Source organism: Thermodesulfomicrobium sp. WS, from assembly GCF_027925145.1.
Taxonomy (GTDB): Bacteria; Desulfobacterota; Desulfovibrionia; order Desulfovibrionales; family Desulfomicrobiaceae; genus Thermodesulfomicrobium.
In genome coordinates, this window is the sequence record NZ_AP027130.1 from 55,076 (window position 1) to 70,585 (window position 15,510).

Consider the following 15,510-nt stretch of genomic DNA (forward strand, 5'->3'; position numbering starts at 1 on the left):
AAGTCCATCTTCAGGAGTGCTCCATGACCCGAGCCATCTGTATCCACGGCCATTTCTACCAACCACCTCGCTTCGACCCATGGCTCGAAGACGTCTTGCCCGAAGGCAGTGCTGCCCCGGATCACGATTGGAACGCGCGCATCTGCCGCGAGTGCTACACGCCCATGGCCCACGCCCGCCGGCTCGATGGCAGCGGGCTCGTCATCGAGGCCCTCAATGCCTATGCCTGGATAAGTTTCAACTTCGGCCCCACCCTGCTCGCCTGGATGGAGCGCCACGCCCCGGATACCTACCAGCGCATCCTCGCGGCAGATAGCGCAAGCCGCCGCCGGCTCGGGCACGGCAACGCCCTGGCACAGGTCTACCACCACGCCATCATGCCTCTTGCCCCACGCCTGGACAAAGAGCTGGAAGTGGCCTGGGCCATCCAGGACTTCCAGCACCGCTTCGGCCGCGCCCCCCAAGGCATGTGGCTGGCGGAAACCGCCGTGGACCTGGACACGTTGGACGTGCTGGCCGCCGCAGGCATCCAATTCACCATCCTCGCCCCGCGCCAGGCCAAGGCCGTCCGCCTGCCTGGCGAAGCCGAGTTCCATCCGGTGGACGAAGCAAGCCTGCCGGTGCACCAACCCTACCTGGTCCAGACCCCAGGGGGGCACCGCATCTCTGTGTTTTTCTACCACGGCCCGGTATCGCAGGCCGTGGCCTTCGAACGACTGCTCCAAAACGGGGAAACCTTTTGGCAGCGGCTCACCGCCGGACTGGAAGCAGGGCTCCGCGCCATCGCCACGGACGGCGAATCCTACGGCCATCACTTTCCCTTTGGCGAGATGGCGCTGGCGTACGTCACCGAACAGGCCCGCAGCGGCCGTGACGGGGTGGAGCTCACCAACTTCGCAGCCTATCTCGCCGCCCATCCCCCTACGGCCGAGGCCCTCATCCACGAGAACTCTTCTTGGAGCTGCGCCCACGGCGTGGAACGCTGGCGCGCCCATTGCGGTTGCACCACAGGAGAGCACCCCGATTGGGACCAGGAATGGCGCCGGCCCCTGCGCCGCGCCCTCAACTACGTCAAATACTATGTCGATGACCACTACTTCTCGGCCATGGCCCGCCTGGGGGCCCACCCGGGAAACATCCTCAAGGAATATGGCCAGGTGCTCTGCGGGGCCTGGGAGCTGGAAAAGCTCCTGCACCGCCATGGCGTCACCGACCCCAAGGCACAGGTGCAGGCCGCCCGCCTTTTGGCCATGCAGCGGAGCGCCCTTGCCAGCTTTGCCAGCTGTGCCTGGTTTTTCGACGATCTGGCGCGCATCGAGCCCTTGAATGGGCTCACCTGGGCGCGACGCGCCTTGGACCTTTTGGCTGCCTCCGGCGGGCCCGACGTGGAGGAGGGCATGGTGCGCATCCTCGCCGACGCCCACGCCAACCGCCCGGGCGCCGGCAGCGGCGCAGACCTCTGGGAGCAGGAAGTCACGCCCCGGCGCCCCAAGATGGAAGAACTTGCCCTCTACCTCTCCCTGGACGGCGGCATCCACCGCGGCGCTCGGGCAACGTGGCCGGGGCTTGAACTGCACGCGGCCGGCCACGAGCACGGCACCATCCAGGTGCAGTATCATTGGCCCCGCACTCTGGAGCGCGGCACCCTGGCCCTCACGGCACTGGCCCTTGCCCGCACAACGCCGCATCGGCACCGGCTTGCCCTCTCCCGAATCCTGGAGACCCAAAGCGAAGAATCCCTTTTTCAGGAGAGCCTGCAGCAGGCGATGCGCCTGTGCGCCATGCTCGGCCCCTTTGACCTGGGACAGCGCCGCTTTGAGACGGACATCCTCTTCCTGGCGCCAGGGCTTGCCTGGGCCTGGCTCACCAAGGCCGCCGCCCTGTCTCGCGAGCGCGTCCTGGCCTTGCGCGAACTTTTGGCTGCCAATCCGGAAATACGCGCCTTCGTCGAGCGCCGCACCGAAGCCCAGGCCGTGCGCCTTACCCAGGATCTCCCCGCCCAGGGGCAGGCCCTGGTGGAGCTGGTAGGACGCGCCCGGGAGCTGGGCCTCCAATGCACCTGGTGGGAGGCCCAAAACCGCATCCTGGAACACCCGCAACGCGGGCGGATGCTGGAGGTCTGCCAGCATCTTTCCGTGCGCGCCACACCGTAATCCGTACCACATGGGGGACGCACAGCGGCTGATCAACTCCGCTGGTCACCCGCCCCGGCACGCTTCCCGCAGATGTCGAGCACCGGCGACCGCAAGTTTGGGAAACGGGTCCAGACACCCCCCGACCCCCTCCCAGCCGCCCCCGCGACGGCGCAAAAAAATTCCGGGCAGACCCAGAAGGCCTGCCCGGAACGCTTTGGATTTCGTGACGGAGTTAGATCCCGCCTTCGCTCGCGGCCTGTTGCCGGGTTTTCATCCGGTACATGGCCCGGGCCAGGGCCGCCTGTACCCGAGCGTGGTCGATTTTCTCCTGCTGCTGCCGCATGCGCTGTTCCGCCCGCTCCTGGGCGCGGCGCGCGCGCTCCAGGTCGATCTCTTCGGCCCGCTCCGCCACCTCGGCAAGCACCGTTACCTTGGTGGGAGAGACCTCGGCAAATCCGCCGGCCACGAACACATACCGCTTCTTGCCATCTTTCTTGTAGTACAGGCTGCCGATGCCAAGCGCAGAGAGAAACGGGATATGATTGGGCAGCACGCCGAACTCACCGTTGATGCCCGGAGCGCCGACGTATTCCACTTCTTCGGCGAGCACCTTGCGGTCTGGCGTGACAACTTCAAGAGTGATGGTTTTTGCCATATCAATACCCCTGCTTCGTAAGGATTACAGTTTCTTGGCGTTCTCGAGCACCTCGTCGATGCCGCCCACCATGTAGAAGCAGGACTCGGGGATGGAATCGTGCTTACCATCAATGATTTCTTTGAAGCCGCGGATGGTCTCCTCCAAGGGCACGTACCGGCCTTCCTTACCCGTGAACTGGGCCGCCACGAAGAACGGCTGGGAGAGGAAGCGCTGGATCTTGCGGGCGCGGGCCACGGTGAGTTTGTCCTCGTCGGAGAGCTCATCCATGCCGAGAATGGCGATGATGTCCTGCAGGTCTTTGTACTTCTGCAGGATCCGCTGCACGGCACGGGCGGTGTTGTAGTGGTCCCAACCGATGACGTTGGGGTCCAGGATGCGGGAGGCCGAATCCAGGGGGTCCACCGCCGGGTAAATACCCAGCTCGGCGATCTGACGGGAAAGCACGATGGTGCCGTCCAGGTGCGAGAAGGTGGTGGCCGGCGCAGGGTCGGTCAAGTCGTCGGCAGGCACGTACACCGCCTGTACCGAGGTAATGGAGCCCTTGTTGGTGGAGGTGATGCGTTCCTGGAGCTCACCGAGGTCCGTACCCAGGGTGGGCTGGTAGCCCACGGCCGAAGGCATACGGCCCAGGAGCGCCGACACCTCGGAGCCCGCCTGGGTGAACCGGAAGATGTTGTCAATGAACAGGAGCACGTCCTGGTTTTCCTCGTCACGGAAGTACTCCGCAGCGGCCAGGGCGGTGAGGGCCACGCGGGCACGGGCCCCCGGGGGCTCGTTCATCTGGCCGTACACGAGGCAGGCTTTGTCGATAACGCCCGCGTCGATCATTTCGTGGTAGAGGTCGTTCCCCTCACGGGTGCGCTCGCCCACACCGGCGAACACCGAGATACCGCCGTGCTGCTTGGCGATGTTGTTGATCATCTCCATGAGGATAACGGTCTTCCCCACGCCAGCGCCGCCGAACATGCCCATCTTGCCGCCCTTGGGGAAAGGCACCAAGAGGTCGATCACCTTCACGCCAGTCTCCAGCACCTCGATCTTGGTGGACTGCTCGGTGAAGGACGGAGCCGGGCGATGAATGGGGTAGGACTTCTCCGCATTGATGGGGCCTTTCTCATCCACGGGGCGGCCCACCACGTTGAGGATGCGGCCCAAGGAGGCCTTACCTACGGGCACCTGGATGGGGCCGCCCGTATCCTTGCCAATCTGTCCACGCACCAAGCCGTCGGTGGTGTCCATGGCGATGCAGCGCACCACGTTGTTGCCCAAGTGCTGGGCCACTTCCACCACCAGGTTGTCCTCGGTGGCATCAATGGTGGGGTTGGTGATGAGAATGGCGTTCATGATGTGGGGAAGCTTCCCCTCGGGAAACTCCAAGTCCACAACAGGTCCGATGACCTGGACGATTTTACCAGTATTGATTTCACTCATTGGCGTATGCCCCCTTATCCTTTCAGCGCCTCGGCGCCGCCGACGATATCCATAAGTTGGGTCGTGATGCTGGCCTGGCGCGCCTTGTTGAAGGCCAGTGTCAGGCTGCCCACCATTTCGTCACAGTTCTTGGTCGCATTGTCCATGGCGGTCATACGGGCAGCGTGCTCGCTGGCCGACGTATCGAGCAGGCCGCGATACACCTGCACCTTCACATACCGCGGCAGGAGTTCTGCGAGCAAGCCCTCCACCGACGGCTCGAAGATATACTCGCTCTTGGGGCCGCTGACCGCTTCCGCACTCTCGGTCTGCGCGGGAAGGATCTGGGCCGCCGAAGCCTCCTGCTTCACAATGCTCACAAACTTGCCATAGACGATGTGCACTTCGTCAAAAAGGCCGGAGAGATAGCCCTCGATGACCAAATTCCCCGCCTCGCTGGCCAGTTGGAAATCGAAGCTGTTCATGTGCTCCGGAAACTGGGCCACGATTTCGTAGGCGGTCTTGCGGACAAAATCCCGACCTTTCTTGCCAATGCAGATAAACTTGACAGTCTTGCCCTCGGCTTCCTTCTGCTTGGCCAAACGCAGGGCCGCGTTGCAGAGGTTGGCGTTGAAACTTCCGCACAACCCTTTGTCGGAAGTGACGAGCACGATACCGATGGATTCCACTACCTCGCGTTTGGCGAGCAAAGGATGCACGCCGGGTTCGACGCGGGAAGCCAGATCGACGAGAATGTCATAGAACTTATCGGCATAGGGACGGAAGCGCTCAATGCGATTCTGGGCGCCGCGCAGCTTCGCCGAGGCGACCATGTTCATCGCCTTGGTGATCTGCTTGGTCTTTTTCACGCCCGTGATCTTGTTTTTGATGTCCCTGAGCGATGCCATGAATGACTCCTTCTCGAACTAGGCTTTGAATCCGGCCTTGAACTCCTCGATGGCAGCGGCGAGCTTCTTCTCGGTCTCGGCGCCAAGGTCCTTGGTCGTTGCAATTTCCTTGAGGACATCAGCCTTCTGGTTGCGGAGGAACTCCAGCAACTCTTCGCCGAAGCGGATCGCCAGCGACACATCCACGTCATCGAGATAGCCGCGGGTGCCGGCGTAGAGCACCGCCACCTGCTCTTCCACGGGCAGCGGCTGGTACTGGGGCTGTTTGAGCAGTTCCACCAGACGCTCACCACGGATGAGCTTGGTCTTGGTGGCCTGGTCGAGGTCGGAGCCGAACTGGGCAAAGGCCGCCAGCTCGCGGTACTGGGCCAGATCCAAGCGCAGGGTGCCGGCCACTTTCTTCATGGCCTTGATCTGGGCAGCACCACCCACGCGGGACACGGACAGACCGACGTTGATGGCCGGACGAATGCCCGCCATGAACAGGTTGGGCTCCAGGTACACCTGTCCGTCGGTGATGGAGATCACGTTGGTGGGAATGTAGGCGGACACGTCGCCGGCCTGGGTTTCAATGATGGGCAGCGCGGTCAGCGACCCGGCCCCCAAGCTGTCGTTGAGCTTGCACGCGCGCTCCAAGAGGCGGGAGTGGAGGTAGAAGACGTCGCCGGGGAAGGCCTCACGTCCCGGGGGACGGCGCAGCAACAGCGACATCTGGCGGTAGGCCACGGCCTGCTTGGACAGGTCATCGTAGATGATGAGGGCATGCCGGCCGCTGTCGCGGTAGTACTCGGCCATGGTGCATCCGCAGTACGCGGCGATGAACTGCAAGGGTGCCGGCTCCGAAGCCGTGGCGGAAATCACCGTGGTGTATTCCATGGCGCCGTAGCGACGCAGGGCCTCCACCACCTGAGCCACGGTGGACTTCTTCTGGCCGATGGCCACGTAGAAGCAGTGGATGTCGCTGTTCTTCTGGGCGAGGATGGCGTCCACGCACACTGCGGTCTTGCCTACCTGACGGTCGCCGATGACGAGTTCCCGCTGGCCGCGACCGATGGGGGTCATGGCGTCGATGGCCTTGAGGCCGGTGTACATGGGCTCATGTACCGACTTCCGGGCAATGATGCCGGGGGCCTTGATCTCCACGTTCCGGTACTCGGAGGCCTGGATGGGGCCAAGACCATCGATGGGATTCCCCAGAGGATCGATAACGCGGCCAGCCACCGCATCACCCACAGGCACCTGGAAGATGCGGCCGGTCCGCTTCACCAGGTCGCCTTCCTTGATGTGATGGCCTTCACCCAACAGGGCCACACCCACCGAATCTTCTTCCAGGTTGAGCACCATGCCCATGAGACCGCCAGGGAATTCCAACAGTTCCATGGCCATGGCATTCTCGCAGCCATACACACGAGCGATACCGTCACCCACGGACAGCACCACGCCAGTTTCGCTCATCTCGACCTTTTTTTCGTAATTTTTGATCTGGCCTTCGATGATCTGGCTGATTTCTTCTGCTTTGATCTGCATAGCCTCTACTCACCTCGTTTGATATTTTCCTTCAAAATTTGCAGCTGGGCCCGAATGCTGGCGTCAAGGACCTTATCCCCGATCTTCAGCACCAATCCACCGATGATGTCTTGATCCACCTCGTAATCGAGGACGATCTTGCGACCAGAGTCCTTCTGCAGCTTTTCCACCACCGCCTTTTGCATGCCATCCGAGAGCCGAATGGCGGTCACCACTTTGCCCCGCACCACGCCTTGGACCTCATCCAAAAGCTTGGCATAATCAGCACTGATTTCCGGCAAAAAGCCCAAACGATTCTTGTCCGCCAAAAGCATGCAGAAGTTGCGCACCATGGGACTGGCAGCGATCTTGTCCAAAAGGGACGCAACCACCCCCCGCTTTTCATCCAAGGAAAAAATAGGATTCCGGAAGATCCGCAAAATCTCGGGCGCCGCTTTCAGGACCTCAGCCAAGGCAGCCAACTCGGCCCCATATTTGGCCACCGCACCCTCGCCCTCGGACGAAGCCACGGCGAACAGGGCCTTGGCATAGCGTTTCGCAACGATGTTCCCTGTCAATTGAGCACCACCCTTTTGAGATATTCGTTGACCAAATCCTCATGCTCTTTCTTCTTGAGCTGCTTCTTCACCAGATCCTCGGCAGCCAGGGCGATCTCCTCCGCGATGCGTTCCCGCACGGCATCCACCGCCAGCTTGAGTTCCTGAGAAGCCGCAGCCTCGGCCTGAGCCAAAATCTGCGCGGCCTGCTTCTCGGCCTTCTCCACGATGGCCGCCTTGAGCGCCTCACCTTGCTCGCGCGCATCCGCCAAAATCTTGGCCTTTTCCGCCTCGATATTGGCAATGCTCGCCTCCACTTCCAAGAGCCGGCGCTCCGCATCGGCCTTGCGTTCGTCGAGGTCATTGAGATCTGCTTCAATTTGCTTGGTGCGGCCGGAGAAAAAGTCCGCCACCCGTTTGCCGGCGAACTTATACACCAAAAAGGCCACAATACCGAAATTGATGCAGCGATACACCAAGTCGAGCCACTTATTGTGGCCGCCTGCCTCGCCGCCGCTCGCGAAGGCCGCTGCGGCAAAAAACACCGCCGCAAGGGCCACCACCCCGACAGTCTTCAATCGTTTCAATCTTCAGCCCTCCTTAACTCCACCAAAGTTACGACAAAAATGCCGAACTACCCCCGGGCCAAGACCTTGGCCGCCACCTGCTTGGCAAAAGCGGCCACCTGACCTTGCAGCGCCGCGAGAGCAGCATTTTTTTGGGCCTCGATTTCCTGCCGGGCCGCAGCCAACTTGGCCGCCGCCTTCTCGGAGGCCGCCGCCAGCGTGTTCGCCTCCACGGCGATCCCCTCTTCTTTGAGGGCCGCGCGCACCGCCTGGGCCTCACTGCGGGCATCGGCCAAAGCCTGCCGATACCCAGCCATCTTGGCCTCGGCCTGCGCGGTGAAGTCCTCCACGGCCCTCAGCCGCTCTGCCATAACCTCCGCTCGTTTCTTGAGAATCCCCCGAATGGGGCGAAACAGAAGGAGATTCAGCACGGTCAAGATGATCAGGAAATTCACCAACTGCACAAAAAATGTGGAATCGAGATCAATCATGCCGCCCCCTTGTACGAGTATGTGAATTTTTGTTCAAAGTGGGGTTGGCCCTAGCCGATTCCCCCGGTGGTGTCAAAGGCTTTTTGTCGAAAACACCAGGCTTCGAACCATCCCATGCCCCGCAGCCCCCGGAGGAACCACGAGCAATCGTCCTGTTTTTCACGTAACATCAACGTTTGAACATGAAGCGGCGCATGGCCACGTTCACCACCAGCGCTACCATGCAAAAGTTCACCAAGAGGGAACTGCCGCCATAGCTCAAAAACGGCAGCGGGATCCCCACCACCGGCATGATGCCCAGAACCATCCCCATGTTGATGAGGATCTGCCAGAAGAAATAGAAAAACACCCCCGCAGCCAGGCAGCGGCCAAAATCATCCTTGGCCTCCACGGTGACCAAATAGATCTGGTACAGAAAGCAGCAAAACACAGAAAGCACAAAGATGCTTCCCACGAAGCCCCATTCTTCGCCCAAGACAGCGAATGCAAAATCCGTATGTTTTTCCGGCAAAAAACGTAATTGACTCTGGGTGCCCCGCAAAAAACCCTTGCCCCAAAATCCCCCTGATCCAATGGCGATTTGCGACTGGATGATATGATATCCAGCGCCGCGGGGATCTGCAGTCGGGTCCAAAAAGACAAGAATGCGTTGTTTCTGGTATTCCTTGAGAAAAAACCATCCAAAGGGAGCGAGGACAGGAATGCCTACGGCAAGGGTTTTGAAAACCGCAGGCCGTACCCCCTTGAACACAATCATGCCACCCACGATGAGCAAGATGTTGAGAGCCGATCCCAAGTCGGGTTGTTTGGCGATCAGCGCCGCCGGCACCAGGGCCACGGCAACGACCTTGGCCAGTTCCCGCCACCCCAAACTCCCCCCCATGCGGGACAAAATCTTGGCCACCACAATAATGATCGCGACTTTCACCAACTCCGTCGGCTGGAGATGGAGGGGGCCCAAGTCGAGCCAGCGCTGCGCCCCATACACGGTCTTGCCCAAAAACCGGACGCCCAAGAGCAGCAGGACGCCCAACCCATATGCCGGCCAGGCCAACGCCTTGAGGTGCCGGTAATGGACCACGACGCCAGCCACAAACACCCCCGCACCCAGCGCCCCCCACACGAGTTGCTTGCGAAAATACGACTCCACGCCCAGACCGTCTTCGAGCCGCAAGGAACTCGCCGAATACAGGTTGACCGCGCCGATCCCAAAAAGCAGCGCCAGCGCCACAAGCAATCCCCAGGGCACGTGGCTGAAAAGACGACGATCCATCATGGCGCTTCTCCCAAACCAAAAAGGGCATCCAGCATGGCACCCACCACCGGCCCGGCCTCGGAGCCGCCGTGGCCCCCGTGCTCCACAAAAGCCACCAACGCGTAGCGCCGCCCATCTTTTTCGGCAAAAGCGGCAAGCCACGCATGATCTCGATACTTATAGGGAATCTCTTGGGTTTCCTTCTTTTCGTAACGCTCCATGAGCTTGACCACCTGGGCCGTACCGGTCTTGGCCCCCACCCGAATGCCGGGCCGGGCCACCACCCGGGCAGTACCACCCTCTTCCTGCACCACAGCGACCATGGCGTCGGTGATCAGACGGCGCGTGGCATCACTCATGGGCAGACGCCCTTGCTCCTCCGGCATGTCCGAGGCCAGAAGGAGCGGCCGCAGCACGCGGCCCCCGTTGACCAAGGCCGCCACCAGCCGAGCGATCTGCACAGGAGTGGTGACCACGTATCCCTGACCGATGGACATGTTGATGGTATCGCCTCCCACCCACTTGCGGCCGAAGCGCTCCTGTTTCCATGCGGGCGAGGGGACCAGGCCGCTGCGCTCATGCGGAAGGTCCACTCCCGTCACCTCCCCAAGGCCGCAGCGCCGGGCAAAATCGCTTATGGCGTCCGCCCCCAGCCGCTCACCCAGGGCATAGTAGTAGACATCACAGGACTCCCGGATGGACTTGCGCAAATCCACTTTGCCATGGCCGCCGCGGCGCCAGCAGCGGTATTCACGGTTGCCCACGCTATATTTGCCATTACAATAGACCGTGGTGGACGGAGTAATCGCGCCGGTGCTCAACCCCGCACCCGCCATGACGAGCTTGAAGACCGATCCCGGCGGGTAGGCACTCTGGATCGGCCGGTTCTGCATGGGGTGCAGCGGGTCGTCGATGAGGGCGTTCCACCTCTCTTGAGAAATGCCGGTCACAAACTCATTGGGGTCGTAGCTCGGCGAGCTCACCATCGCGAGCACATGGCCTGTATCGGCATCGAGCACCACCACGGCGCCTGCCTTGCCCGCCAGGGCCCGCACCCCTGCCCGCTGCAGCGGCAGTTGCAGCGCCAGGTGTAAGTCTTCTCCCGCAACCGGATCATACAAACGGTGGGAGCCCAGTTCCCGCCCCGTGGCGTCCACCTCAAACTCCTCAAGCCCCTTGCGTCCCCGCAAACGCCGCTCCAAGGCCAGCTCCACCCCCAGCTTCCCCACGTTGTCGCCCAAAAGCAGTTCCGGATCCTGGGCGAGCTCTTTGTCGTTGGCACGCGCCACGTATCCGAGCACATGGGCAAGCAAGGAGCCTGTGGGGTAAAACCGCTTGGGCCGCACCACCACGCTCACTCCCGGCCAATGGTGACGCTCACTCTCGATCCGCGCCACCACTTCAAAGGGGATATTGGGAACGACCACCTGTTCTTCAAAACTTTTGGTGCGCCGTTTGCCTTGTTCGAAACTCTTTTGCAGCCACTGCCGATCCTCGCCGGTCCACCAAGCGATCTGATCGAGGGTGGCATTGATGTCGGGGCACTCCTCCCGCACCACGGCAACGGCATAGGCCGGCACGTTTTCCGCCACCAACGTCCCCAGGGCATCGCGAATCACCCCACGTGGGGCATAGAGCACCCGTTGGCGGATGCGATTTTCCTGGGCCTTATCGTGGTAGACATCGCCCTTGACCACCTGCAAGTACCACAGCCGCACCCCAAGCGTTGCGAAAAGGAGCACACACAACACGACCAGGACATTGGGGCCTGCCCAAAGCGGAAAATCTTGGGAAGGTTTAAACCGCTCCATGCCGCTCCCGCCGGCGCAGCAGTACATCCAGCGCCCACCAGATGAGAAAAAAAACGCCCCATTGCAGGGCGATGTGCGGCCAAGAAGGAAAGGGAAGCTGCATATCATGCAAGGCCGCGACCATTGCATAGGCGCCCGGCGTCCATACCGCCAAAAAGGCGGCATACCCCGCCATAAAAAGGATGTTGTGGGGATCCAGGTGCCGGGCAGCCAGAAGAAAGCTTCCCCACAAGCCTGCCATGGCCAAGGTTGCCCCCAAAGAAAAAGACGAAAGCCCCTCCTGCACAACCACCACCACGAGGGACGCGGCCAGGGCAGGGGCCCGGCGCGAGCGCGCAAGCCACGGAAGCACCATGGCGGAGAGGAGGTCGAACCCTCCAAGAAATTCCTGGCCCCACAGCGCAAGGCTTGCGCCCACAAGCCACCACAGCGGCGTTGGAAGTTGGGGGATGCGGAGCTTCATGGCCGCGTCTCATTGGCAGAAGGGGGCTCAGGCCGCCGCAGCACCACGACCTCCTCCAGCGCGGCCATGTCCACCACCGGCTGGGCCGTGACCTTCTGGAACAAGGCATCTGCGCTCGGGGCGACAGCGGTCACCCGAGCCACGGGGATGCCGCGGGGAAACCTCCCGTCCATGCCTGAAGTGACCAGGATCTCTCCCTCGCGCACCTGCTGCCCCAACGGCACGTAACGCACCTCCACGGGGGCATCCGGCCCTTGGCCACACACCACCCCAGGGATTCGGCCATCCTGGGACACCACCGGCACCCGGCTCGTGGGAGCGGTGATCAGGGTCACCACGGAAAACGACTGCCCCGATCGAGCCACCCGCCCCACAAGGCCTGCAGCGGCGCACACCGGCGCATCACCCCGCACGCCGGAAGAAAGCCCCACGTCCACCACCAGCGCATCCAGGGCCATGCCTGGTCCGGGACGATGGGCCACCACCCGCGCCCCTTGGCGATCCCAGCCCTGAGGCTCCGGCAAATCCAGGAGATTTGCCAGGCGCCGCGCTTCTGCCGCCTGCTCACGCAAGCGCACCACCTCTTCCCGCAAGGCATGGACCTGCGCGCGGAGATCCTCGTTTTCCTGACGCACGCCCACCAGATAGATGTAGCGCTCCCAGATATCCCGCACCCCCCGCTCCACGGCCCGGCCAGGCCGGAACACCCACCCGGCCGCGTCCAGCCCCAAGACTGCGGTCAGCCGGTCCACGACCCCGGTCCTGGCGTTCCAGGTGTAGAGGCCAAAATATGCCACCAAAGGCAGGAGCACCGCCAGGATGATCAAACGCGGACGCACGTCAATCGATGGTCACTTCGCGCAGCACATGGAGATTGTCGAGCACCTTGCCCGATCCCAAGGCCACTGTGGAGAGTGGGTCGTCCACCACCGTGATGGGAAGCGACGTTTCCTCACGCAGGAGTTGGTCAAGGCCCCGCAAGAGCGCCCCGCCGCCGGCAAGCACGATGCCCCGGTCCACGATATCCGCGGCCAGCTCCGGCGGGGTCTGCTCCAGGGCGATGCGCACCGCCTGGACGATGGCGTCCACAGGCTCGGCAATGGCCTTGCGGACCTCTTCGGAGGTGATGGTGATGTTTTGCGGAATCCCGGACACAAGGTCCCGGCCCTTGATCTCCATGGTGAGTTCCGGCTCCATGGGATAGGCGGAACCAATGGACATCTTGATCTCTTCGGCGGAGCTCTCGCCGATGAGCATGTTGTACTTGCGCTTGACGTGCTGGAGGATGGCATCATCCATCTTGTCGCCGCCCACACGCACGGACTTGGAATAGACGATCCCCGCAAGCGAGATGACCGCCACTTCCGTGGTGCCGCCCCCGATATCCACCACCATGTTGGCCGTAGGTTCGGTGATGGGCAGATCCGCGCCGATGGCCGCAGCCATGGGTTCCTCGATGAGATACACCTCCCGGGCGCCGGCACTCTGGGCAGACTCGCGCACGGCCCGCTTCTCCACCTGGGTGATACCGGTGGGGACGCAGATCACGATACGCGGCCGCACCAGTCGCCTCGAGTTGTGCACCTTGGAGATGAAATGCCGCAGCATGGCCTCAGTGACCTCAAAGTCGGCGATGACGCCGTCCTTCATGGGCCGGATGGCCACGATGTTGCCCGGGGTGCGGCCGAGCATCCGCTTGGCCTCCGCCCCCACCGCGAGGACCTTGCTCACCCCACGGCTATCCCGTTTCACCGCCACCACCGAAGGCTCCCGGAGCACAATGCCTTTGCCGCGCACGTACACGCAGGTGTTGGCGGTCCCGAGGTCAATGGCCAAGTCATTGGAAAACAGGCCTAAAAATGCGTCGAAAATTCTGGACATACCATCCTCATGACGGATTATGGCGCCCCATGCGCCGCTTGCTCCATAATTCTGCAAAACGTACCACAACTCCCTGCATGGGGCAACAGAGGCCACATTGACAGGGGACAATTCAAATTTTTAAACCAACGTATGCATGAGCCTTACCGTCGTCTCGCACCCTGGCTGCGCCAACGCTTCGGCACCGCGGTCCGCGTCATCCCCTTGGACAGTGGCGGCAGCTGCCCCAACCGCGACGGCACCTTGGGCCGCGGAGGGTGCGTATTCTGCAATCCTCACGGATCAGGCACCGGGCTCGCTGCACGCGGAGTCGGGCTGCGGGAACAATACCTGCGCACGTACGAGCACCTGACCCGCCGTCACTCCCAGGCCCGTGCCATCGCCTATCTGCAGTCCTACAGCGCCACCCACAAACCGGCCCGGCACCTGGCGGCGCAACTGGCGGAACTCCGCGGCCTCCCCGGCCTTGTGGGCATCACCGTAGGGACGCGGCCCGACACCTTGGACGCCGACAAATGGGCAGTGCTGCGCGCTGCCCCAGAGCCCGTCCTCTGGCTGGAAATGGGGCTCCAATCGGCCCACGACGCCACCTTGCGCCGCATCCACCGCGGCCACGACGCTGCGGCCTTCGCCCGCGCCTGCGACGCGGCCCAGGCCCACGGCTTTGGTGTCTGCGCCCACATCATGGCCGGGCTCCCTGGAGAAACCCTACAGCATTGGCGAAAAACCCTGGCCTTTCTCAATGATCTTCCGGTCACCGGGGTAAAATTCCACAATCTTTTGGTTGTGCGCGGCTCCATCCTGGAAGGGCTGTGGCGGCGCGGCAGCATAGCGCTCCTGTCCCGCGCCGAGACCATCCACTGGATCGTGGAGGGCATTGCATTCCTGCGAGCGGACATCATCCTGCACCGCCTCACCGCAGATCCGGCCCCCGGAGAACTCATCGCCCCAGGATTCGCCGCAGACAAACGCGGACTGCATGCAGCCATCCACCTCGCCCTCCGCGAGCAGCGCATCCATCAAGGCTGCCGGCTGCCCGCCAATACCCAGGAGCTCCCATGACCGTCACCGAGACCTTCTCCCATCCCCAATTTTCCGCCCGCTTCCATTGGCAAGACGGTCTGCTTGCCTGCATCGAGCTCAGCCCCCCGGCGCCAGCCACGCCGGCGATCTCCCCTTGGGGGGCGGAACTTGCACGCGTGATCCGCTCCTTGGGCCCAGCCCCCTTTGCCTGGCCGAAACTCCCTTTGGCGCGGCACCGCGTCTCCGCCTTCGCCTGGGAGGTGCTCCGCTCCCTGGCGCGCACCGTGCCGCCCGGCACGACCACCACCTACGGCGAGCTGGCGCAGCACCTCGGGACCAGTCCGCGCGCCATCGGTCAGGTCATGGCCCGCAACCCGTGGCCGCTCCTTTTTCCATGCCACCGAGTGCTCGCGCGCAAAGGACTGGGCGGATACGGTCCAGGACTCGCCCTCAAGGCCGTGCTCCTGCGCCTCGAAGAAGCGATCTAGTCCTCCCCAAAGGCCGGGGTGCGAAGTTCTTCGTCCACCTGGTCGGCATCCTCGGCGTAGAGGCGCACCACATTGCGCAGGTGGGCGAAGTCCTTCTCTTCCAGGCGCACAAAGTCCACCGCCACCTCAGTGGTTCCGGCCCGCACCACCCGGCCGACGGCATGGATGCGTAGGCCTGAAGCCAAGGCCAAAGTCACCGCACACTCAGCTCCGACCTGCAATAGGCCATCCACGGAGCAGGAGAGCCCCTTCAGGCTCACATCGTGGAGCATACCCTGCACACGGCGGCCATCCTGCACCACAACTACCGGGATTTCCACATGCACCCGGCTGCGTCGGCGTCGTTCCTGACCCATGC

Annotated in this window: 16 protein-coding genes; 3 read left to right on the forward strand and 13 right to left on the reverse strand. The window is 62.6% G+C overall.

What is annotated here, in order from left to right; all coding sequences use genetic code 11:
* Positions 1 to 23 precede the first annotated feature (23 nt).
* Complete coding sequence (locus QMF81_RS00285; RefSeq protein WP_281750963.1) at positions 24 to 2,153, forward strand: DUF3536 domain-containing protein; 2,130 nt, start codon at positions 24 to 26, stop codon at positions 2,151 to 2,153.
* A gap of 214 nt (positions 2,154 to 2,367) precedes the next feature.
* On the opposite strand, the gene QMF81_RS00290 is transcribed toward QMF81_RS00285, so the two are convergent.
* From QMF81_RS00290 to QMF81_RS00345, 12 genes are all read right to left on the reverse strand, one after another.
* Positions 2,368 to 2,790 carry a F0F1 ATP synthase subunit epsilon gene (locus QMF81_RS00290; RefSeq protein WP_281750964.1) on the reverse strand — a complete coding sequence of 141 codons (423 nt, stop codon included), beginning with the start codon at positions 2,788 to 2,790 and terminating at the stop codon, positions 2,368 to 2,370.
* 24 nt (positions 2,791 to 2,814) lie between these two features.
* Positions 2,815 to 4,224 carry a F0F1 ATP synthase subunit beta gene (atpD, locus tag QMF81_RS00295; protein WP_281750965.1) on the reverse strand — a complete coding sequence of 470 codons (1,410 nt, stop codon included), beginning with the start codon at positions 4,222 to 4,224 and terminating at the stop codon, positions 2,815 to 2,817.
* Between the two features lie 14 nt (positions 4,225 to 4,238).
* A complete protein-coding gene (locus QMF81_RS00300; RefSeq protein ID WP_281750966.1) occupies positions 4,239 to 5,111 on the reverse strand; it encodes a F0F1 ATP synthase subunit gamma in 873 nt (290 codons plus the stop codon).
* Between the two features lie 18 nt (positions 5,112 to 5,129).
* Complete coding sequence (gene atpA / locus QMF81_RS00305; RefSeq protein WP_281750967.1) at positions 5,130 to 6,638, reverse strand: F0F1 ATP synthase subunit alpha; 1,509 nt, start codon at positions 6,636 to 6,638, stop codon at positions 5,130 to 5,132.
* Between the two features lie 5 nt (positions 6,639 to 6,643).
* Positions 6,644 to 7,195, reverse strand: coding sequence for an ATP synthase F1 subunit delta (gene atpH / locus QMF81_RS00310; RefSeq protein ID WP_281750968.1), 552 nt, complete (start codon positions 7,193 to 7,195; stop codon positions 6,644 to 6,646).
* On the reverse strand, positions 7,192 to 7,761 hold the full coding sequence (locus tag QMF81_RS00315) for an ATP synthase F0 subunit B (RefSeq protein WP_281750969.1): 570 nt from the start codon (positions 7,759 to 7,761) through the stop codon (positions 7,192 to 7,194). Before QMF81_RS00315 ends, atpH begins: the two co-directional genes overlap by 4 nt.
* Positions 7,762 to 7,808: 47 nt before the next feature.
* Positions 7,809 to 8,231, reverse strand: coding sequence for an ATP synthase F0 subunit B (locus tag QMF81_RS00320; RefSeq protein WP_281750970.1), 423 nt, complete (start codon positions 8,229 to 8,231; stop codon positions 7,809 to 7,811).
* Positions 8,232 to 8,400: 169 nt separating this feature from the next.
* Positions 8,401 to 9,507: a rod shape-determining protein RodA gene (rodA, locus tag QMF81_RS00325; RefSeq protein ID WP_281750971.1), complete on the reverse strand. Its 1,107-nt coding sequence runs from the start codon at positions 9,505 to 9,507 to the stop codon at positions 8,401 to 8,403.
* Entirely contained in the window at positions 9,504 to 11,297 is a 1,794-nt protein-coding gene (mrdA, locus tag QMF81_RS00330) for a penicillin-binding protein 2 (protein ID WP_281750972.1), read from the reverse strand. Before mrdA ends, rodA begins: the two co-directional genes overlap by 4 nt.
* Positions 11,284 to 11,760: a hypothetical protein gene (locus tag QMF81_RS00335; RefSeq protein WP_281750973.1), complete on the reverse strand. Its 477-nt coding sequence runs from the start codon at positions 11,758 to 11,760 to the stop codon at positions 11,284 to 11,286. Before QMF81_RS00335 ends, mrdA begins: the two co-directional genes overlap by 14 nt.
* Positions 11,757 to 12,599 (reverse strand): rod shape-determining protein MreC, encoded by an 843-nt coding sequence (gene mreC / locus QMF81_RS00340; RefSeq protein ID WP_281750974.1) that lies wholly within the window; start codon positions 12,597 to 12,599, stop codon positions 11,757 to 11,759. The genes QMF81_RS00335 and mreC overlap by 4 nt, the downstream gene beginning before the upstream one ends.
* 1 nt (position 12,600) lies before the next feature.
* A complete protein-coding gene (locus QMF81_RS00345; protein ID WP_281750975.1) occupies positions 12,601 to 13,641 on the reverse strand; it encodes a rod shape-determining protein in 1,041 nt (346 codons plus the stop codon).
* Positions 13,642 to 13,773: 132 nt separating this feature from the next.
* On the opposite strand from QMF81_RS00345, the gene QMF81_RS00350 reads away from it, so the two are divergent.
* Complete coding sequence (locus QMF81_RS00350) at positions 13,774 to 14,703, forward strand: TIGR01212 family radical SAM protein (protein ID WP_281750976.1); 930 nt, start codon at positions 13,774 to 13,776, stop codon at positions 14,701 to 14,703.
* Positions 14,700 to 15,152 (forward strand): MGMT family protein, encoded by a 453-nt coding sequence (locus QMF81_RS00355; protein ID WP_281750977.1) that lies wholly within the window; start codon positions 14,700 to 14,702, stop codon positions 15,150 to 15,152. Before QMF81_RS00350 ends, QMF81_RS00355 begins: the two co-directional genes overlap by 4 nt.
* Here the strand turns inward: QMF81_RS00355 and QMF81_RS00360 are convergent.
* On the reverse strand, positions 15,149 to 15,508 hold the full coding sequence (locus QMF81_RS00360) for a PilZ domain-containing protein (RefSeq protein ID WP_281750978.1): 360 nt from the start codon (positions 15,506 to 15,508) through the stop codon (positions 15,149 to 15,151). The two genes, QMF81_RS00355 and QMF81_RS00360, sit on opposite strands and share 4 nt — an antisense overlap.
* Positions 15,509 to 15,510: the final 2 nt, after the last annotated feature.

Excerpts from the sequence above, each read along its gene's own strand:
- QMF81_RS00285 (WP_281750963.1), top strand. The coding sequence starts at position 24 with ATGACCCGAGCCATCTGTATCCACGGCCATTTCTACCAACCACCTCGC.
- QMF81_RS00290 (WP_281750964.1), bottom strand. The coding sequence starts at position 2,790 with ATGGCAAAAACCATCACTCTTGAAGTTGTCACGCCAGACCGCAAGGTG.
- atpD (WP_281750965.1), bottom strand. The coding sequence starts at position 4,224 with ATGAGTGAAATCAATACTGGTAAAATCGTCCAGGTCATCGGACCTGTT.
- QMF81_RS00300 (WP_281750966.1), bottom strand. The coding sequence starts at position 5,111 with ATGGCATCGCTCAGGGACATCAAAAACAAGATCACGGGCGTGAAAAAG.
- atpA (WP_281750967.1), bottom strand. The coding sequence starts at position 6,638 with ATGCAGATCAAAGCAGAAGAAATCAGCCAGATCATCGAAGGCCAGATC.
- QMF81_RS00320 (WP_281750970.1), bottom strand. The coding sequence starts at position 8,231 with ATGATTGATCTCGATTCCACATTTTTTGTGCAGTTGGTGAATTTCCTG.
- rodA (WP_281750971.1), bottom strand. The coding sequence starts at position 9,507 with ATGATGGATCGTCGTCTTTTCAGCCACGTGCCCTGGGGATTGCTTGTG.
- mrdA (WP_281750972.1), bottom strand. The coding sequence starts at position 11,297 with ATGGAGCGGTTTAAACCTTCCCAAGATTTTCCGCTTTGGGCAGGCCCC.
- QMF81_RS00335 (WP_281750973.1), bottom strand. The coding sequence starts at position 11,760 with ATGAAGCTCCGCATCCCCCAACTTCCAACGCCGCTGTGGTGGCTTGTG.
- QMF81_RS00345 (WP_281750975.1), bottom strand. The coding sequence starts at position 13,641 with ATGTCCAGAATTTTCGACGCATTTTTAGGCCTGTTTTCCAATGACTTG.
- QMF81_RS00350 (WP_281750976.1), top strand. The coding sequence starts at position 13,774 with ATGCATGAGCCTTACCGTCGTCTCGCACCCTGGCTGCGCCAACGCTTC.
- QMF81_RS00355 (WP_281750977.1), top strand. The coding sequence starts at position 14,700 with ATGACCGTCACCGAGACCTTCTCCCATCCCCAATTTTCCGCCCGCTTC.
- QMF81_RS00360 (WP_281750978.1), bottom strand. The coding sequence starts at position 15,508 with ATGGGTCAGGAACGACGCCGACGCAGCCGGGTGCATGTGGAAATCCCG.